A 19,086-nucleotide genomic window follows, 5' to 3' on the forward strand; every position below is an offset into this window, starting at 1 on the left:
GGGCGACGGCGACGAACGACCCACCGGCGACGCCATCACCACCCGTGACATCGACAATCCGATGGGTCGAGAGTTCAGGCGCAAATTAGACGAACAGCCGTACGTGTTCGCGCCCGGCCTGTATCACGCCCTCGACGCCCGTCTCGCGGAGATGACGGGCCACGACGCTGCCTACATGAGCGGCTACTCCACCGTGCTCGGACAGTTCGGCTTCCCCGACTTGGAGATGGTGTCGATGACCGAGATGGTCGAAAACGCCAAACGAATCGTCGACGCCTGCAACATCCCCGTCGTCGCCGACTGCGACACGGGGTATGGCGGGATTCACAACGTCCGCCGCGCAGTCCGCGAGTACGAGAAAGCCGGCGTCGCTGCGGTTCACATCGAAGACCAGACGACGCCGAAGCGCTGCGGCCACATCGCGGGCAAGCAAATCGTCTCCCGCGAAGCGGCCCGTGCCCGCTTCGAGGCGGCCGTCGATGCCAAGCAGTCGGAGGATACGGTCATCATCGCCCGTACTGATGCGTACGGTTCGGCCAACGGTGACTGGGAGGAACACCTCGAACGCGGCCGTATCTACGCCGACGCCGGCGTCGACATCGTCTGGCCGGAGATGCCCGACCCGAGTCGAGAAGACGCGATTCGCTACGCCGAGGAGATTCACGAGACGCACCCCGACCTGACGCTGGCGTTCAACTACTCGTCGTCCTTTGCGTGGTCCGAGGAGGACGACCCGCTCACGTTCGCCGAACTCGGCGATTTGGGTTACGGCTACATCTTCATCACGCTGTTCGGCCTGCACTCGGGTGCACACGCCGTCTACGAAGACTTCCAGAAACTGGCCGACGAGGCCGAAGAAGGGCAGTTCGACCTCGAATCACGCTACCTCGGTCACCCGACCGAGTCCCACCACGAACTCTCGTTCGTCGACCAGTATCAGGAGACTGAGATGCGCTTCGACGCCGAGGCGCGTTCGCGTATCGAGAGTTCAGCGGGTTACAGCGAGGAACAGTCCGAGCCAATTGGCACGGAGGGAGGCGATTAGATGTCCGACGTGACGCTGCGCCGGAGTCAACTCGCGACGCCCGGCAGCGACCCGAAGATGATTTCGAGAGCGCCCGACTCGGGGGCCGACGAGGCCTTTCTGGACCTCGAAGACTCGGTCGCGCCGAACGAGAAAATCGACGCCCGCCAAAATGTCATCGAAGGCCTGACCGAGTACGACTGGAGCGAGACGCGCCCCTGTTTCCGGATGAACGGCGTCACCACCCAGTGGTGGTACGACGACGTCATCGAAGTCGTCGGCGAGGCGGGCGAGTATCTCGACACCATCATGGTGCCGATGGTCCACGACCCCGCGACGGTCCGGACAGTGGAGAACCTTCTAACCCAAGTCGAGGCGAACAACGGGCTTCCCGAGGGCGAAATCGGCCTCCAGACCCAAATCGAGAGCGCCGAGGGAATGAACAACGCCCCCGAAATCGCCGCCGCGAGCGACCGTATCGAATCCTTGGTGTTCGGCCCCGGCGACTACACCGCGAGCGTCGGCGCGGCCGGACTCACCATCGGCAGCGGGTCGGAGTATCCGGGCCACTACTGGCACTACCAACTGGCCCGTCTCGCCCACGCCGCGAAAGCCCAAGGGTTACAGCTCATCGACGGCCCGTTCGCCGATATCGGAGATACCCAAGGCTTCCGCGACTCCTGTCGACACGCGAGTCTGCTCGGCTGTGACGGCAAGTGGGCCATCCACCCGAGTCAAATCGAACCCGCGAACGAGGTGTTCGCGCCCGACACCGAGGACGCCGAGAAGGCGCGGCGCATCGTCGACGCCTACGAGACGGCAACGAACGAGGGTCGTGGTGCGGTGTCGGTCGACGGCGAGATGGTCGACGAAGCGACGAACAAGATGGCGAAGAACGTCGTCGCCCGCGCCGAACAGGCGGGCGTGCTGTAAGAGAGCGACGGGCATATCGTAGCGCAGGAGAACTGCAGTACCCTCGGGGATGCCCTCCGAGGGTCGTCTATCCCGAACGCGCCCCGCTCGATGTTTCGCTCGTTATCCGAGCGCTGAGTATCCACCCCGCGAGAGTATAGCACGAAAGTATATTATATATCTGTGCTAACAATTCGTGAGGGCTCAGCATGGTATCAGTAGACGGCATACACCACGTAACGGCGTTCGCCGACGACCCGCAGGAGAACTACGACTTCTTCGTCGACGTGCTCGGACTGCGATTCGTCAAGCGAACGGTTCGATTCGACGTTCCCGAGAAAATCTATCACCTCTACTACGGCGACGAGATGGGGACGCCGGGAACGGTCATCACCTACTTTCCGATGACGAACATGGAGATGGAGCGCGGACTCGTCGGGAAAGGACAGATGAGTTCGACCGGACTCACCATCCCCGAGGGGTCGGTAGAGTACTGGCAGGGACGACTCGAAGACCACGACGTCGACTACGAGACGTCCGAACGGTTCGGCGAGACGGCCATCGAGTTCACCGACCCCGACGGCGTCCCGTACGAACTCGTCACCGGCGAGTCGGATATCGAACCGTGGGACGGCGGTGACGTACCGACCGAACACGGGGTTCGTGGGATGCACAGCGTCACGATTCACTCGAACGACCCGGCGGGAACGTTCGACGTACTGGAGACGATGGGCTGGGAGCGCGTCGGCCGCGCCGACCACCCGCAAGCCGGTGACCGCGTCCGGTACGAAGCGCCCGTCGACACCCCACGCGCGAACAAAATCGACGTACTCATCCGGCCGAACGCGCCGCAGGGCGTGATGGGCATCGGGACGTACCTCCACGTCGCGTTCCGCGTCGAAAACGAGTGGGAACAGAAGGAACTCAGCGACACGCTCCGAAACAACGGCTACATCACGACGTCGAAGAAGGACCGCGACTACTTCCAGTCGCGGTACATCACCGAACCCGGCGGAGCCATCTTCGAGTACGCGACGAACGGTCCGGGCTTTACGCTCGACGAGACGCCCGAGGAGTTCGGCCAGCAGCTCCGGGTTCCGGCGTGGCTCGACGTGGATATCGAACGCATCGAGGAGATGCTTCCCGACCTCCAGACTCGCTGAAAATCCGCCCCTTCTGGCACTTTTTCTATCACCACGCCGCGTCGAGCACCGCGAGAATCTCCGCTTTCGTGGGTTCGAGGCCGGACGGAACCGTCTCCATCAGGCTATCGTTCAGAATGGTCTCGGATACGTCGTCGAACGCCTCCCGGTGAACTTCGTCGAGGTCACGGAGTCGTGACGGCAGCCCCAGTCCGTCGCGCACTTCGACAACGGCGTCGACGATTTCGGCCGCGAGTTCGTCGTCATTGCGCCCCTCGACTCGGACGCCGAGCGCTTCGGCCAACAGGTCCCGACGGGCGTCCACGTTGGCAAAGAGATATCGCAGGACGTGCGGGGCGACGACGGCGTGGACCTCTCCTTGATGAACGTCGTAGTTGCGGGTGAAGCCGTGGCCGAAGGCGTGGACGAGCGAGAGTTTGTACTGTCCGGGCGTGGATACGCCGTACTGAACGAGGACGGTTCCCGTCACCGCCTGTGCGAGTCGCTCGTTCGCCTCCTCGTCGTCCCCGCCCAGCGTCGGTAGACTCGACCGCAGCAGACGGAGGCCGCGCATGGCAGTGCCGTCGGTAATCGGCGTCGAGTTGCTGGTGTACAGCGCCTCCAGCCCCTTGTCGAACCCGTTCATCGCGGAGGCGGTCAGCACGGACTGCGGCGTCGTCGCAAACAGGTCGAAATCGTAGAACAGCGCCGCCGGCATCAGCGCCGCGTCGGCGACGCCGCCGCCGGTTTGTTGGTCGTCTGGTCCCATCGCCAGCGTCACGCCCGCGACGGTCGAGAGGTCCGCACCCGCGAGCGTCGTCGGAACCGCGACAATCGGCGTCGGCGTTCCGTTCTCGCCGACCGAGAGTTCGCCTGAATCGATGGCCTCGGCGGCGACGTTCTCGGGCGAGTCGTCGTGCGAGCGCAGTGTGGCGATAACTTTTGCCACGTCGAGACTGCTCCCGCCGCCGAGTGCGACGAGCGCATCGACGTTCTCCTCGTCGGCCACCTGTGCGCCCTTGACCGCTGTTCGCAAATACTTCTCGCTGGTCGTCTCCGCGAAGACGCCGGCGAGTCGGTCGCCGACGCCGTCGCGTACGGGGTCGATGACCTCGGGGGTGGACCCGACGGTCGACCCGCAGACGACGAGCGCCCGGTCCAGTCCTTGACGCTCCAGTTCCGCGCCGATTTCATCCACTGCACCCGACTCGCAGACGATTTTCCCCGGCGAGAACTCGAACTCGAAGGCGTGCTCAGAATCGGCCATCACGGGCGAAAACGGGCGTTTTCGGAATAAGCGTTCGGCCGTTGGCGGTACGAGTCCCGCACGCGGCGGCTCACAGTCCCGAAACGAACGTGTCGAGTTCGCGGTTGTACCGCCCCGGTGACTCCCAAAAGGGCGTGTGTCCTGCGTCTTCGTACACCGACAGTCGGGCGTTCGGCGTCCGCTCCGCGTTGCCTTCGGCGGCCGCCACGTCGACGACGGCGTCGTGTTCACCGTGGACGTACAGGGCAGGCACGTCGAGGGCCGCGAGAACGTCGTCGTGGTCGACGGTCCGCGACCGGAGCGAGCGCCGCACACGCGGCGGAACGACGACGTTGTAGCCGAGCATCGACTGGAGGTCGGCAGTCGATAGCTCCGCGTGGACGCACCGGCGAAGGAACGCTTCGAGCGCTGCAACGCTCTCTTCGGCGTCGTCGGAGCCCAGTCGAGGTAAGAGGTCGATGTAGCCGGGGTCCAGAAGCGCCGTCGCCGCCTCGGTTCCCATCTTCGAGATGGCGCTCACGAGATTCACACCTGCAACGCGGTCGGTGCCGTAGGCGTCGAGGTAGTCGAGAACGACGAGTCCGGCGTACGACCAGCCGACGAGGACGACGTCGTCGAGTTCGAGCGCGTCGAGAACGGCCCGAACGTCGTCGGCCCAGAGGTCCGAGCGGTCGTACCCGTCCTCGGGTGTTTCGGACTGGCCGTGGCCGCGGTTGTCCATCGAGACGAGTCGGTACCGCTCGGTCAGTCGGGAGTTGAACTGCCGCGTCCACGAGCGGTGGCTCTGCGAGTAGCCGTGGACGAAGAAAATCGGCCGCCCGTCGGCGTTGCCGGTCTCGACGACGTGCAGGGAGACGTCGTCGCCGCCCCGAACGGTGTGTGTCAGCATACGTCACTTTCGAGTGCGGTCCGTCAGGTGGTAAACGTTTCCAGCGACTCGGCACTCGGGGTCCGCTCTGGACCGACGTTGGGGCCGGTTTCTTCTCTCTCGGTTGCGACGTACACACATGGCTCGCCGGTATCCGACCAAGCGGCCGATAGACCCGTCGTTCCGCGAGAGCGACGGAGACGACGAGATGCTCCCGCCGGAGTTGACGAACCTGCCGTGGGTCGACGTTCACAACCACGCGCAAACGCTTTCGTGGAACGACCGCGAGCAGTTCGCACTCGGCGGCTGTCACGCGATGGTGATGGTCGCCGCTGGCTTCTACTGGACGCCGTACAAGCCCGTTGCGCCCGACGACGTCCGGTATCTGTGGGACGATGCGCTCGGCCGACTCGGCGCTATCAGACGCTCGCACCCGTTCGATGCGAGACTCGCCATCGGCGTCCACACCGGCACTCGCGTCGATGACGTCGACGAGTTGTTCGACGTGATGCCTGACTATCTGGCGCTCGACGAGGTGGCGGCCGTCGGCGAAATAGGCATCAACGCTACCCAACACGTGAACGCGTGGAGCCTCGACGACCAGCGATACGTCAACCGGCGGCAACTCGAACTCGCCGCCGACGCCGGAGTTCCGGCGATTCTCCACACTCCCTCGGACCCCGGACAGGCCAGCATCCCCGACTACGAACGCGGGCAGATGCCGCGATACGAACTCGACACGAGTCTCCAGCAAGAGCCAGTTCTCGACGGCGATACGGTCAAACGCGACGCCATCGAGATAAGCGTCGAACTGAAAGACGAGGCCGGACTGGCCGACGACCAGTTAGTGCTCTCGCACGGCCACGCCGACGTCGTCCCGTTCGTGATGGAGAACACCGACTGTTTTCTTTCCTTTACGGTGAGTTACCCGTGGCTTCACGGCGTGTCGCCGGCAGACGTCGCGGCGGCGATACAGGAGTACGGTCCCGACCAACTCCTGTTGGAGACCGACAGCGCGGGCGTGCTTCGCAACGACATCTTCGCGCTGAAACGCTGGATATTCGAACTCTACCGCCACGGCGTCGACGTCGACGACATCCGACAGGTCGTCTTCGAGAATCCGATGGCTCTCCTCTCGTAGCTTCCTTCTTTCTCTACCCGCTCGGAACTGAATTCGACACCGGGGTCGACGGCGAAACGTCGGCCGGTTTTCAGCTTTGGGCTACCCAAAGGCCCATTTACGCGTAACTCCATGGTTCGGGTAGATAATGTCTCGGAGTCCGTCGCTCCCCGACCGCCCTCGGCTCGACCTCGACCCAGAGATGTCGGACGCCGAGCGACTCGATGCGATGCAGAAACATTTCGCACGCATCATGCAGGTCAACGAGGAGCTAGATGAACGGCTAGAAGAAGCAGACGACCGGATGGAAGGTCTCCAAGAGGAGGTCGACCAACTGAAACGCCGCAACGACACCCTCAAGAAGGCGTCTCTGTACCTCGCGTCCGTCGAAGAAGTGACAGACGACGGCGTCGTCATCAAACAGCACGGCAACAATCAGGAAGTGCTGACCGAGGTGTCGCCGCAACTAGAGACCAAACTGGAGGCCGGCGACCGCGTCGCCATCAACGACTCCTTCGCCGTCCAGCGAATCCTCGACGACGAGACCGACGCCCGCGCGCAGGCGATGGAAGTCGACGAGTCACCGGAGGTCACCTACGACGACATCGGCGGTATCGACGAGCAGATTCGAGAGGTCAAAGAAGCAGTCGAAGACCCGCTGTCCTCGCCGGAACTGTTCGAGGAAGTCGGCGTCGACCCGCCGTCGGGCGTGCTTCTCTACGGCCCGCCGGGCACCGGCAAGACGATGCTCGCCAAAGCCGTCGCCAATCAGACCGACGCGACGTTCATCAAGATGGCCGGCTCCGAGTTGGTCCAGAAGTTCATCGGCGAGGGGGCGCGACTGGTCCGTGACCTGTTCTCGCTGGCCGCCGAACGTGAACCCGCCGTCATCTTCATCGACGAGATAGACGCTGTCGCCTCGAAACGCACGGACTCGAAGACTTCCGGCGACGCCGAGGTCCAGCGGACGATGATGCAACTGCTCAACGAGATGGACGGCTTCGAGGAACGCGGCGACGTGCGCATCATCGCCGCCACCAACCGCTTCGACATGCTCGACGAGGCCATCCTCCGACCGGGCCGCTTCGACCGCCTCATCGAAGTGCCCAAGCCGAACGAGGAGGGTCGCCGCCGTATCCTCGAAATCCACACGAGTCGGATGAACGTCGCCGACGACGTCGACCTCGACGAGTTCGCCGACGAACTCGACGGCTTCAGCGGTGCAGACATCGCCAGCCTCACCACCGAGGCGGGGATGTTCGCTATCCGCGACGACCGCACCGAAGTGAAGATGGACGACTTCGAGGCCGCCCGCGAGAAACTCGCCGAAGCCGAAGAAGACGATATCGTCGGCGAGTTCACCGACTACCAGTACTGACGACTGGCGATTGACGACTGACGATTGACGACTGACGACAGTCGGATACCCGCAGTTCGACGCCGACGTCGAAACCCGACGCTCGAAGCCCCGAACCCACACACAGTTCGGAATCCCGGACCCGCACACAGTCCGGAAAATCGGACACCCGCACACAGTCCGGAAAATCGGACACCCGCACCCAGCGTTCGGCATTCGGCACTCGCCGCACGCTGTTTTCGCAAGCGCTTACTTCTCGCCGTGTCGTTTTCCGATATGAGCACGATTCGCGTCGTGAGCGGCGTCGCCACGGGCCCGACGCCGATGTCGTCGTACGACGCCGCCCTCGCGGACGCCAACATCCACAACTACAACCTCGTCGCCGTCTCCTCTGTAGTTCCCACCGACGCCGACGTCGAGTTCGTCGGTACCGCGCCGGACCTCGGCCCCGCCGGCGAGCGTCTCACTGTCGTGGAAGCGCGGGCGACCACTGCCGGCCCGGGTCGCGTCTCCGCCGGACTCGGGTGGACGACCGGTCCCGGCCCGGGACTGTTCTACGAGGCCGCAGGCGAGACCGATGCCGAGACCGTCCGCGAACGCGTGACGGCGGGCCTCGACGCCGGCCGCGACCTGCGCGAGTGGACGTTCACCGACGAACGGGTCGAAGTCGCCTCCACGGAAGCCGACGCCGGCGAATACACGACGGCGCTCGTCGTGGCCGCCTACGGCGAGAGCGAACCGATTATATAAAATTGCTCATGCCGACGCTTTTTTAGCCGGATACCGCCTAACGAGGACGATTGAGTTAGTATGAACGGAAACACCCCCTTTGCGGGCGTTCCGGATGCCGTCGACACCGACCAGCCGAACCTGTCGGCGGAACTTACCGGCGACCAGAAGCAGCAACTCCGCCGAGCGGTCGCCAGCATCGTCGCCCAGACCCGCGAGTATCTCCCCGAGGGCTACGCTATCGGCTCTGAACTCTCCTACGACTCGAACGGCCCGCGAGCCACCGTCGCCGTCCATCCGCCGGCCGGACACGCCGTCAGCGCCGGCTTCAACCCCGACACCGACGACCTCGAATCCGGCCTCGACGACGAAGACCGCCGCGAAGTCGCCCGCGGCCTCGCCGCCAGCGCCGCGATGCAGGTGATGGCCGCCGTCGGCGACGGCATGACGCCGACCGCCCGATAACCGTCTCGGTTGAATCGACCCGTTCTGCGTCGTCGTTTCCCGAGCGACAGCGCCGTCGCTGTCGCTTTTCGTCTCACTGTTGCTCTTACTCTCACTGTCGCTCTCGGAGCGATTAGGAGTCGAAAGGGAGGCGAACGGCTCCGTCCGCTGTTGCGGTACGTCGTGTCTCGTCAGTTACTCGGCAGTCGATTCGACCGGCGAGTCGACGAACAACGCGTAGCCGACGGTACCCGAGGCGGGCACCGCACCGAGTGCGGCCCCGTACGCTATCGCAAGCGACGACACGACTGCCGCCGCCACCCCCGCCAGCAGCAGCGCAGGGATGAGAACCAACACCACGTCGTAACGCGACACACCGTCGGGCACGTCGACTACGGCGTCGAGTGGGTCGTTGCTAACGCTCACGAACGTTCACCTCGACCGAGTGTACAACGTGAGACTACTAAAAGGAGCACCGACCGTTCCGATTGCTAACCAAACCGCTCTCGACCCGCCTACTTACCCCAGAACGGGTCGCGGCGGCGGTGTTTGTCGAGATAGCCTTGCAGCGCCTCCAACTCGTCGGCGGGAATCTCGCCCGACAGTTCCTGTTCGAGAATCTTCGCGTGTTTCTCGGGGAGTTCGACCCACAACTCGTCGCCCTCCTCTATCTGACGGCCGACCGTCGGCCCGTCGATGGCGACGCTGACGCGGTTGCCCGCGCGGATCTGTTTGACGTCCTCGCCCTGTTCTTGAATCCCCGAGAGTTGGCCGACGCGCGTCGGCTTGTCGCCGTCGAACTTGACGACACGCATGTTGTTTTTCAGGGTGCCGGACATGATTTCGACGCCGACGACGGCGGGGTCGTTCTGGCGGAACACGTGGTCCTGCAGGATGCGGAAGCGCGCGGGACGGACGATTTTGTCGAGGACCGTCTCCTGTTGGGCGCGTTTGCGCTCGTCGACGAACTCCTCGTACTCCTCGATGAGTTGGTAGATGACGTCGTCGTCGAACAGTTTGACCTCGCTGTGGTCGAGTTCGTCCTCGGCGTTCGGCAGGATGTCGACGTTGAACGCGAGAATGACTTTGTGTTCGTCTTCACGGGCGGTGCCGGCGACGGCGACGTCGCGGGGAGCCACGTCGCCCACTTCGGCGCGGAGAATGGGAATCTCGGCTTCTTTGAGCGCGTTGGCCATCGCCTCCAGACTTCCGAGCGTGTCGGCTTTCACGACGACGCCTTCCTCCTCGGTGTTGACCTCGATTTCGGCGAGTTCCGCCTGCACGTCTCGAATCACTTCGTCGGTGTCACGGCTACGGACGACGCGGACCGGTGCGCCCGCCATCGCGGCGTCCAAGTCCGGAGCGGCGATTTTCACACCCGCCGCGGCTTTGACCTCGTCGACGCGCTCGAAGCGTTTCTCGGTGCGAATCTCCGCGAGCGGTTGCGGTTGTAACAGCGCACGAATCTCGGTGATGATAGGGCCGTTCGTCCCGCCGACGACGATGGTGTCGCCCTCGCGGACGGTGCCGTCGTACAACACTACGTCGAGCGTCGCGCCGAAGCCCCGCTCTTCTTTGACTTCGAGCACCGTCCCCGCGCCGGGGCCGGCGATGTCGACGGCCATCTCCGCTTTCATGTAGCGCTGGGAGAGACCCATCAGGACGGCCAGAAGGTCCGGAATCCCCTCGCCGGTCAGCGCCGAGACGGGGATGACCCCGATGTTCTTCTGGAAGTTCTGGACGCGCCAGTAGAGGTCCGCCGACAGCCCCTCGTCGGAGAGTTGCCCGATTATCTCGTAGAGGTTCGTGTCGAGCATCTGCCGTGCTCGGTCGCTTTGGCCGTCGTAGGAGGGTTTGATTGGCGAGCCATCCTGTGGGTTCCATCCGGGCGTCGTGTCGACTTTGTTGGCGGCGACGACGAACGGCGTGCCCGTGCGTTTGAGGATGTCGAGCGCTTCGACGGTCTGTGGTTGGAAGCCGTCGTTGACGTCGACGACGAGGATAGCGATGTCGGCGAGCGCCCCACCGCGTGAGCGTAGCGTCGAAAACGAGTGGTGACCCGGCGTGTCGATGAACAAAAGTCCGGGAAGGTCGAAGTCGTCGGGGTCGACGAGGCTGCCGGCCATCGACGACACCGTTTCCAGTGGAACGGCGGTGGCCCCGATGTGCTGGGTGATTGCGCCGGCCTCGCCCTCGCTGACGGCTGAACCGCGAACTTTGTCGAGGAGGCTGGTTTTCCCGTGGTCGACGTGGCCCAACACGGCGACGATGGGTGTGCGAAGCGTCTCGGATTGTGGTGGCTGGTCCGTATCTGACATGAAAATCGCCCCGGAGAACTTCTCTTATCCGTCGAATATCGGGGGCCGAAGTTAAGTGTTTCAACTCCGCACGCTGTCGATTTCGCCCCGAGAGAAATAACACAATCGGCGACCGTCACTACAGAAATACTGTTTGGAGACGCCGTGGACGACAGACACCCGTCAGACAACCCCGTGGCGTTTATGTGACCGGACTCGAATAGGCGGCTATGGCCGACATACTCGCCGAGAACCTCTCGGGCAAAGCCGTCATGGGTTCGGACGGAACCGAACTCGGCATGCTGTACAACATCACGATGAACCACAAGACGGGCGCGCTCTCGGACCTGCTCATCACTCCCGACGAAGAAGCGCTCGGCCTCGACGCGAGTTCGTTCGACCGCGACGACGACGGTCGGTTCCGAGTCCCGGTCAGCCACGTCAGAGCCGTGAAAGACTACATCGTCGTCCAGCGCTAGGTAGATGCAAGTTCTCGATTCTTCGGCGTTCATCCACGAGTATCACACCGACGAGCAAGTGGCTTCCATCCCTGACGTCCAAGCCGAACTGGAGGGCGAACACGCCTTCCGCTTCGACGCGATGGAGGGCGCGGGGATGCACATCCACATCCCCGCCGAAGGCGCGGTAGAGACCATCGGTCGCGCCGCAGAGGAGACGGGCGACGCCGACGTGCTCTCGGAGACGGACATGCGGCTTCTCGCTACCTCCTTCGAACTCGACGCGACGCTCGTCACCGACGACTACGCGATGCAGAACGTCGCCGAACATCTCGGCGTCTCGGTGAAGGTCATCGCCCGCGACGGCATCGACGAACAGCGCAACTGGCGCTTCCAGTGTGCTGGCTGTGGCCGCGAGTTCGACGAAAAACACGACCGCTGTCCCATCTGCGGGTCGGACCTCACCAGAAAGAATCCGGCGTAGTCGCGTTCGTCCGGACTACACGCGGACCGTTTTCACGCGCCCGGAATCAGTCCGGTGGCGATAGCGTACTGCCCGAGGAACTGGTAGGAGTTGAACAGGCCGTGGACGACGGCGACGACGACGAGGTTCTCCGTTCGTTCGTACAACAGCGCCAGCACCGCGCCGAGGACGAAGATGACGGCGATGCTCGCAACTCTGCCACCGCTGCTGCCGACGAGCGCCAACCAGTGCGCGACGGCGAAGACGGCGCTGGCGACGACGACGGCGACGGCCGGCCCGTAGGTTCGGCGGAGTTTCTCCTGAACGATGCCGCGGAAGATGAGTTCCTCCATCGGCCCGACGAACAGCATCGTCACCGGAATCATGTAGAGGAAGTAGATGGGGTTCTGCTGGCCGGTCGTGATGACTTGGTTGGCCGCCACCTCGATACCGAGTTGCTGGATGACGACGGAGACGCCGACGAGTGCGGCGACCAAAATCACGAGGCCGCCGACCATCCACCCGAAGTCCCGGAGTCCGGGGACGCGCCAGCGGACGATGTTCCACTCGTTTCGTCGCTCCAAGTAGAGATACGCCGCGATGCCGAAGCCGACGTACTGTAGTGACGCGAGTACGGCGCGCACCGCGGGGGCGTCCGTCGAGATGCCGAGAAGTTGGAGCAATAGGACGCCGACGAGCGAGACGGCGATACCCACGGCGAACGCGCCGGCGACGACGAAGACGACGTTCGCGGCGGCTTGGAGATGCGTCTGTGATTGCGATGTCTGCGGGGATGGGTCTGACTGCATCTGCTCGTCGTACGTACTCGCCGACGCCGAATAGATGCACCGGTCGGGTCGCCGCCGCAAAACGAAACGAAGCCGAGAGAGTCGACTACTCGATTTCCAGTCGCGTTTTGTCGCTGACCGCGTCGGCTTCCTCGAAGTCGCCGCCACCGAGCAGTCCACGGGCGGCGCGCTTGCCCCACTCGACGGCCGGTTGGGTGAACGTCGAGACGTTTTCGAGTTCGCCGTACAGCACACAGGCAGCTTCCATCCCGTACAGCAGTTCGCCGACGCCGCGTTCGTCGACGCGGTCGATTTCGACTCGGATGTTCGGTTGGCCCGCCGCGGCGAGACTCGCCTCCGTCGCCTCGAATTCGGCATCAAGTAGTTCACCGAGCGTCGACCCACCGAGGTACGACAGTCCCTCCAACTCGGTTTCGGGAATCGGGCGGTCCTCTCGCTCGCGCGGGCGGACGAGCGTGACGAGTTTGTCGTGGCGTCCCGCCCGATACAGTTGAAGTTGCGAGTGCTGGTCGGTCGCGCCGAGCGCTCGTGCGGGCGTCTGGCCGACGCCCTCCTTACCCAGACTCTCGGCCCACAGTTGTGCGAACCACTCCGCGAAGTATTCGAGCGACTCGGCGTAGGGCATCATCGCGTTCACCGTCGCACCGCGGCGGTCCAGCGCGTAGGAGGCCGCGCCGTAGGCGTACGCCGGCGAGTCGAACAACGACCCCGAGAGTTTGTCCGCTTCGTCGGCCGCGCCCGCGAGAATCGCGTCGAGGTCGTGTCCCTGAATCGCCGCGCACGCGAGGCCGACAGTCGAAAGCGCCGAGAACCGGCCGGGGACGCCGTCGGGCACCTTCAGCGCGGGCAGGTCGTGTTTCTCTGCCAACTGTCGGAGGTTACCCTCATCACCCGTCGTGACGAACGTCTGCTCGGTCCAGTCGACGTCCGCCGACTCCATGGCCTCGCGGACGACGAGGAAGTTCGCGAGGGTTTCGGCCGTGGTTCCCGACCGGGAGACGACGTTTACGGCCGTGCTGTCGAGCGGCAAGGAGTCGAGAAGCCGCGTCGTGTCCTCGGGGTCGACGTTGTCGAGGAAGTAGGCGTCGACGTCGCCGCCGAGCGCTTCCGACACCGTCGCCGCGCCGAGGGCACTGCCGCCGATACCGACGGTGAGGACTGCTTCGGCGTCGCCGAACGGCTCGACGGCGGCACGAATCTCGTCGGGGTCGGTCGTCTCTGGGAGGTTCAACGCCGCGTAGCCGTGTTCGGCGTCGGCGCGACCGGCCTCGATGCGCTCGTGGGCGTCGGCGACTCGGTCGTCGAGGCGCTCTAACTGCTCGCGGCTCAGTCCGGGCGTCGAGTCGAGGACGTTGCCGAGGTCGACGTACATGGCCGAACGCGCGCGCGCCGACACCAAAGGCGTTGTCCTCGTCTGCGGCGCTTGCGAGGCGACGGGAGTCGAACCCAGTTGAACCCGGTCGACCCCCGTCGAATCCGGACCGCTCGGTTTAATCGGTCCCAGTCCCAACTATCGACGATGGCCGACGGTTACAACGGCGTCTTCGGTGCGTTTCCATACGCGCTCAGACATTCGACTTCGTGGCTGTTTCGCCTCTACGTCGCTGTGAGCGCGCTCGTCGCGCTGTTTCTCTCACTCATTGTCGGGATGGGCTTAGTCGTCCTCATCGCCGGGACCGTGGACCTCGGCGGCGGCCAGTTGACGCTCTCTCGGTCCTTTTACGCCGTCGTCGGACTGCTCCTCGTCGCACCCGTGCTCGCGCCGACGCTGTTCGTCGCCCGCAGACACCGCCGCGAAGAGACTCGGGAGAACGAACACTACGACTTCGCACTCGGCCTCTCGGGGTTCGTCTTCCTCGCCTCGCTGTACGTCGGCGCGATAATCACTGTCCCGCCGGACCTCCAGACGCCGGTCAGTGGCTCGCTCGCGCCGCTCGTCGAGTTCCTCTACGGCTTGCCCCAACTGTTCGGTCTGGTTCCGCCGCTGCTGGCGGCGCTTCTCATCTTCGGGCTTCACCGTCGCCTGCGGTGACGCAGAGATGCATCGATGTGGCGAACTGCTCGACACTGCTTCACTGACACACCGACACACACCGACGAGACGACGAAACCGAAAAACGTCGCGGCGGTCTATCGCTGGTCATGACTGAAGACGAGTCCAAGGAAGGGACGTTTCTCGTCACCGCCGCGGACGACGAGACGGCCGTGTTGAAAGATGTCGAAGACGGGCAGGTCCACACGCTGGCGTCGAACCCCGGCGTCGAACGCTACGACGCCGTCGAGGGCGTCGTCTCGCCGGACCCGCCGATGAACGTCACGTGGCAACTCGTCGAAGTGAACTCGCGCCGCTCGCTCAGTATCGACCAGAGCAGCGAGTCGCCGACGACGATGGCGCGCGACGTGGCGAGCGAGCAACCGGTGGGCGAACTCACTCGCCGCGAACGCGCCGGTATCGGCGAGATTCACGTCGTCACGGTGCCCGAGGAGACGACCGAACAGGCCGTTTCCGACGTACTCGACGACGAGGAAGGGCTGCTCTCTCGGGCGGCGCGACTCGGCGTCAACCGAGTCGAGATACGGTCGTCGCCCGGCGTCGTCGTCGTCCGGTACATGCCCTGACGCTGTCGCGTACGTGCAGAGACGCGTCGCAGCGAACCCGCACCGAGACTCCGCCGAGGCCCGAACGCGTCGTTCCGAGCGCGAACCGCTTCGCTCGCCGGGGTGCGAAAATATCGAGAACGTCGCGTCAGGGGTATTCCTTCTATCGACGGCTTACGCGCCGTCCGGAGAATTCGACTACTGGATGTGGCCTTCTTGGCGGAGCTGCTCGGCGTCTTGGTCGGTGTAGCGCCACTCGATGTTGGCTTTCTCGTCCTGCCAGTCCCACGGTTCGACGAGGACGACGTCGCCCTCGTTAATCCACGTGCGGTACTTCATGCGGCCGGGAATGCGGCCCATGCGTTCTTTGCCGTCGTTACAGCGAACGCGGACGTGGTTACCGCCGTTGTGCTCTGTTACCACCGCGAACATCTCGTCGTCGTTGGGCATTCGAAGGTTTCGACGCCCGGATTCTTCGCTCATAGTATAAATAGCGCCCGGAGACGGTTAAGACGTTTGGGGTCCGCGTTAGCGGATGTCATATCGTACCACGAACGGATGTCGGGTCTCGATAACTCCGAGGATTTACCCTCCCCTCGGCCCCGCCTTGCTCTGCACGCGCCACCCGCCGTCCATCGTCTCGTCGCGCTCTGTATACTCGATTTGGGTTTCGTCGCCGACGCGTTCTCCGCCTTCGACGGCTTCGACGCGGAACGGTACGTCGAGGCTGTCACCGCAACAACCCACGTCGACGAACGTCTCGAAGCTGTCGCCCACCATCGGCGCGTCGAGTTTCCGCCGGAGATACCCTCGATAGCGGTCCGACGAAATCTGGTCGCGGCCCCAGTCGCTGAGGTTCTTCGGGTGCGAGAGCATAACTCGGGTAGCGGTTCGTTGGCTGTTCTCGCCGGACTGTTCGGTCGATTCGGTCATACGAGAGGGTATGTGACCGACACACATGAGTTCGTGGAAATTTAAGAAGGCTTATTCGACGTGCTGACTACCGCCCGGCATGGTTGCATTCGACGTACCGGAGGTCGATTACACCCGGTACACGAATCGCCAACTCGCGGCGGTTCCGCTCGCCGTCCTCGCGCTTGCGCTTCTCGTCATCGTCGCTACGTTTGCGACGACAGGCGCGCCTGTGGCACTCGGAACCGAGTTCTCCGGCGGTACGGAGATGCGACTCGCCGTCGACGCCCCAGACGGACAGGCCGAACAGGTCATCCAGCAGGCGTTCGACACGGAAATCGAGTCGATTCAGTCCATCCCCTCCGACGGGACGTACGTCGTCACCTTCGGCCCCGGCACGGACCCCGCGCAGTTGGAACAGACGGTAGTGAATCCGCCGAACGACGCGGCCCAACAGCTCGAACTCGTGAGCCTGTCGACGGTCTCTGCGAGTTTCGCCGGTGACTCCCAGCGCCTCGCCCTCGGCGGCATCGCCGTTGCGTTCCTCGGGATGAGCCTGCTCGTCTTCGCGCTGTTTCGGACGTTCGTCCCCTCTATCGCCGTCGTTCTCTCGGCGTTCTCGGACATCGTCATCCCCGTGGCGTTGATGAACCTGCTCGGCATCGAACTCTCTTTGGGGACTGTCGCTGCGCTGTTGATGCTCATCGGGTACAGCGTCGACTCCGACATCCTGCTTAACGACCACATCCTCCGACGGTCGGGTGACTTCTACGAGTCGACGTACCGAGCGATGCGGACCGGTGTGACGATGACGCTCACGTCGCTGGCGGCGATGGTCGTGATGACCATCACGGCGACGCTGTTCGGCATCCAACTGCTCTCGGCTATCGGCATCATCCTCGTCTTCGGGCTTGCTGCCGACCTGATGAACACCTACCTCCTGAACTTGAGTCTACTTCGTTGGTACATGTACGAAGGGGTGAAGCGCTGATGGGGACGCTCCGCGACAACTGGCGCGTCATCCTGCTCGTCGTCCTGCTCGCCGGCAGCACCGTCGCGCTGTTCGGTTCCATCGGCGGCGCTGGCGACGACCAAGGTATCGGCAACGACACCGCTGTCGGGGCTAGCCAAGGTCCCACGAACCTCGTTTACGGCCTCGACCTCTCGGGTGGGACGCGCATCCGCGCACCGCTCGTCGGCGTCACCGCCGAGGAGGTCGAGTTCGGCAACGATTCGACCGGGCAAGTCGCCCAGAACGTCGCCGCCGAGTTACAGGGCGTCGACGCGACGGATGTGACCGCCCGCCAACCCACCCAAGACCGCGCGGCCACCGTCGAAGTCACGACGCGGAACGTGACGCCCGACGACCTCGGCGCTGCGCTCGACGCTGCGGGCTACCAGCACGGCGACGTCCGCGATGGCGTCACCGAGGAGACGCGCGAACAGACCGTCGCCGTCATCAGCAACAAAATCAATCAGGCGGGGCTCTCCGGCGGCTCCGCGCAGACTGTCTCCACGTCAACCGGCGAGTACTTCGTGCTCATCGAGGTGCCGAACGAGCAGCGTGCGGACGTGCTCGAACTCGTCAGCCAGCAGGGACAGGTACAAGTCGAGGCGTACTACCCAGTCGAGAACAACTCGACCGGCGACACCGAGTACCGCCGTCAGTTGGTGCTCGAACAGGGCGACTTCCAGGACATCGGCAATCCCGAGCAGGGCCAGCAGGGCCAACCGCCGAACGTCCCCGTCGTCATCCGTGAGTCCGAAGCGGGCGAGTTCCAACGAACGATGGTCGAGACGGGCGTCGCCAGTCAGGGTGGCACCTTCTGTACCTACGACGAGAACCCCAACGGCACGCAACCGTGTCTGTTGACCGTCGTCGACGGCGAAGTCGTCTACTCCGCCGGTATGAGTCCGGGTCTCGCCGAGGACATGCAAAGCGGTCAGTGGGAGAGCAACCCGCGGTTCATCCTCCAGACGTCGAACTACTCGGAGGCCCAACAGCTCGCTATCAACCTCCGCGCCGGTGCGCTTCCGGCACCGCTCGACATCGGTCCGGGCGGAGCGGGAACCTCGTCGTACATCTCGCCGACGCAAGGTGAGAACTTCCGGATGAACTCGCTCATCACCGGCATCATCGCGGTGCTCGCCGTCAGCGGCGTCGTCTTCTTCCGCTACGGCTCTGCGCGTGTCGCCGCGCCGATGGTGTTGACCGCGCTGTCGGAGGTCGTCATCCTGCTCGGTGCGGCGGCGTGGCTCGGCTACCCGCTGGACCTCGCGGTCATCGGCGGCTTCATCGCCGTCATCGGGACGGGGGTGGACGACCTCATCATCATCGCCGACGAGGTGATGGCCGAAGGCGACGTGAAGTCGCGGAAGGTGTTCCAGTCGCGGTTCAAGAAGGCGTTCTGGGTCATCGGTGCGGCCGCCGCGACGACCATCATCGCGATGAGTCCGCTCGCCGTGCTCTCGCTCGGCGACCTGCGCGGGTTCGCCATCTTCACCATCCTCGGCGTGCTCGTCGGTGTGCTCGTCACCCGACCCGCCTACGGTGACATCCTGCGCACGCTGTTGACCGACCGCTGACCGACTCTCGGTCACCTTCCGACCACCAGAACCACCTCCGACGACCCGCCGAAACCGCCACGTCACGACCGATGCGGTGTTTCTTTGCTTCCGGCAGATT

Annotated in this window: 21 protein-coding genes; 13 read left to right on the top strand and 8 right to left on the bottom strand. The window is 64.1% G+C overall.

Annotated features, from left to right (window positions below):
* The first annotated feature begins 61 nt into the window (after positions 1–61).
* The 3 genes from aceA (at position 62) to AUR64_RS11435 (ending at position 3,099) form a co-directional block, all read left to right on the top strand.
* The gene (gene aceA / locus AUR64_RS11425; RefSeq protein WP_058582699.1) at positions 62–1,045 is read left to right on the top strand and encodes an isocitrate lyase; all 984 of its coding nucleotides are present in this window, start codon (positions 62–64) and stop codon (positions 1,043–1,045) included.
* Positions 1,046–1,957 (top strand): HpcH/HpaI aldolase/citrate lyase family protein, encoded by a 912-nt coding sequence (locus tag AUR64_RS11430; protein WP_058582079.1) that lies wholly within the window; start codon positions 1,046–1,048, stop codon positions 1,955–1,957.
* A 188-nt stretch (positions 1,958–2,145) separates the two neighbouring features.
* The gene (locus AUR64_RS11435; RefSeq protein ID WP_058582080.1) at positions 2,146–3,099 is read left to right on the top strand and encodes a VOC family protein; all 954 of its coding nucleotides are present in this window, start codon (positions 2,146–2,148) and stop codon (positions 3,097–3,099) included.
* Positions 3,100–3,127: 28 nt separating this feature from the next.
* Here the strand turns inward: AUR64_RS11435 and AUR64_RS11440 are convergent, their stop codons facing one another.
* Both AUR64_RS11440 and AUR64_RS11445 read right to left on the bottom strand, forming a co-directional pair.
* Positions 3,128–4,345 carry an iron-containing alcohol dehydrogenase family protein gene (locus tag AUR64_RS11440; protein ID WP_058582081.1) on the bottom strand — a complete coding sequence of 406 codons (1,218 nt, stop codon included), beginning with the start codon at positions 4,343–4,345 and terminating at the stop codon, positions 3,128–3,130.
* A 70-nt stretch (positions 4,346–4,415) separates the two neighbouring features.
* Positions 4,416–5,234, bottom strand: a complete 819-nt coding sequence (locus AUR64_RS11445; RefSeq protein WP_058582082.1) for an alpha/beta fold hydrolase — start codon at positions 5,232–5,234, stop codon at positions 4,416–4,418.
* 118 nt (positions 5,235–5,352) lie between these two features.
* Here AUR64_RS11445 and AUR64_RS11450 point away from each other — a divergent pair, with 118 nt between their 5' ends.
* From AUR64_RS11450 to AUR64_RS11465, 4 genes are all read left to right on the top strand, one after another.
* Positions 5,353–6,354, top strand: a complete 1,002-nt coding sequence (locus AUR64_RS11450) for a TatD family hydrolase (RefSeq protein WP_058582083.1) — start codon at positions 5,353–5,355, stop codon at positions 6,352–6,354.
* Between the two features lie 127 nt (positions 6,355–6,481).
* Positions 6,482–7,711, top strand: a complete 1,230-nt coding sequence (pan2, locus tag AUR64_RS11455) for a proteasome-activating nucleotidase Pan2 (RefSeq protein ID WP_058582084.1) — start codon at positions 6,482–6,484, stop codon at positions 7,709–7,711.
* A 255-nt stretch (positions 7,712–7,966) separates the two neighbouring features.
* Entirely contained in the window at positions 7,967–8,440 is a 474-nt protein-coding gene (locus AUR64_RS11460) for a pyruvoyl-dependent arginine decarboxylase (protein ID WP_058582085.1), read from the top strand.
* Positions 8,441–8,500: 60 nt separating this feature from the next.
* Positions 8,501–8,884 (top strand): DUF5811 family protein, encoded by a 384-nt coding sequence (locus AUR64_RS11465; RefSeq protein WP_058582086.1) that lies wholly within the window; start codon positions 8,501–8,503, stop codon positions 8,882–8,884.
* 174 nt (positions 8,885–9,058) lie between these two features.
* Here AUR64_RS11465 and AUR64_RS11470 read toward each other — a convergent pair whose 3' ends face one another.
* Together AUR64_RS11470 and infB are read right to left on the bottom strand one after the other, a co-directional pair.
* Positions 9,059–9,289 (bottom strand): hypothetical protein, encoded by a 231-nt coding sequence (locus tag AUR64_RS11470; RefSeq protein WP_058582087.1) that lies wholly within the window; start codon positions 9,287–9,289, stop codon positions 9,059–9,061.
* A gap of 89 nt (positions 9,290–9,378) precedes the next feature.
* Positions 9,379–11,181 (bottom strand): translation initiation factor IF-2, encoded by a 1,803-nt coding sequence (gene infB / locus AUR64_RS11475; RefSeq protein ID WP_058582088.1) that lies wholly within the window; start codon positions 11,179–11,181, stop codon positions 9,379–9,381.
* A gap of 209 nt (positions 11,182–11,390) precedes the next feature.
* Here infB and AUR64_RS11480 point away from each other — a divergent pair, with 209 nt between their 5' ends.
* Together AUR64_RS11480 and AUR64_RS11485 are read left to right on the top strand one after the other, a co-directional pair.
* Positions 11,391–11,639 (top strand): PRC-barrel domain-containing protein, encoded by a 249-nt coding sequence (locus AUR64_RS11480; RefSeq protein WP_058582089.1) that lies wholly within the window; start codon positions 11,391–11,393, stop codon positions 11,637–11,639.
* Between the two features lie 4 nt (positions 11,640–11,643).
* Complete coding sequence (locus AUR64_RS11485; RefSeq protein WP_058582090.1) at positions 11,644–12,102, top strand: NOB1 family endonuclease; 459 nt, start codon at positions 11,644–11,646, stop codon at positions 12,100–12,102.
* A 32-nt stretch (positions 12,103–12,134) separates the two neighbouring features.
* Here AUR64_RS11485 and AUR64_RS11490 read toward each other — a convergent pair whose 3' ends face one another.
* Positions 12,135–12,890 (bottom strand): CPBP family intramembrane glutamic endopeptidase, encoded by a 756-nt coding sequence (locus tag AUR64_RS11490; protein ID WP_058582091.1) that lies wholly within the window; start codon positions 12,888–12,890, stop codon positions 12,135–12,137.
* A gap of 85 nt (positions 12,891–12,975) precedes the next feature.
* Complete coding sequence (locus AUR64_RS11495) at positions 12,976–14,262, bottom strand: hypothetical protein (protein ID WP_058582092.1); 1,287 nt, start codon at positions 14,260–14,262, stop codon at positions 12,976–12,978.
* Positions 14,263–14,409: 147 nt separating this feature from the next.
* Between AUR64_RS11495 and AUR64_RS11500 the strand changes: the two genes are divergently transcribed.
* A complete protein-coding gene (locus AUR64_RS11500) occupies positions 14,410–14,922 on the top strand; it encodes a hypothetical protein (RefSeq protein ID WP_058582093.1) in 513 nt (170 codons plus the stop codon).
* Positions 14,923–15,032: 110 nt separating this feature from the next.
* Positions 15,033–15,509, top strand: a complete 477-nt coding sequence (locus tag AUR64_RS11505) for a DUF5812 family protein (RefSeq protein ID WP_058582094.1) — start codon at positions 15,033–15,035, stop codon at positions 15,507–15,509.
* 177 nt (positions 15,510–15,686) lie between these two features.
* Here the strand turns inward: AUR64_RS11505 and eif1A are convergent, their stop codons facing one another.
* Positions 15,687–15,971, bottom strand: coding sequence for a translation initiation factor eIF-1A (eif1A, locus tag AUR64_RS11510; protein WP_058582095.1), 285 nt, complete (start codon positions 15,969–15,971; stop codon positions 15,687–15,689).
* Positions 15,972–16,073: 102 nt separating this feature from the next.
* On the bottom strand, positions 16,074–16,421 hold the full coding sequence (locus AUR64_RS11515; RefSeq protein WP_058582700.1) for a hypothetical protein: 348 nt from the start codon (positions 16,419–16,421) through the stop codon (positions 16,074–16,076).
* A 79-nt stretch (positions 16,422–16,500) separates the two neighbouring features.
* Here AUR64_RS11515 and secF point away from each other — a divergent pair, with 79 nt between their 5' ends.
* Positions 16,501–17,391, top strand: a complete 891-nt coding sequence (gene secF / locus AUR64_RS11520; RefSeq protein ID WP_058582096.1) for a protein translocase subunit SecF — start codon at positions 16,501–16,503, stop codon at positions 17,389–17,391.
* Positions 17,391–18,986 carry a preprotein translocase subunit SecD gene (locus tag AUR64_RS11525; RefSeq protein ID WP_058582097.1) on the top strand — a complete coding sequence of 532 codons (1,596 nt, stop codon included), beginning with the start codon at positions 17,391–17,393 and terminating at the stop codon, positions 18,984–18,986. The genes secF and AUR64_RS11525 overlap by 1 nt, the downstream gene beginning before the upstream one ends.
* The last annotated feature ends 100 nt before the right edge of the window (positions 18,987–19,086 follow it).

The organism is Haloprofundus marisrubri (assembly GCF_001469955.1).
In the GTDB taxonomy this organism is placed as follows: domain Archaea; phylum Halobacteriota; class Halobacteria; order Halobacteriales; family Haloferacaceae; genus Haloprofundus; species Haloprofundus marisrubri.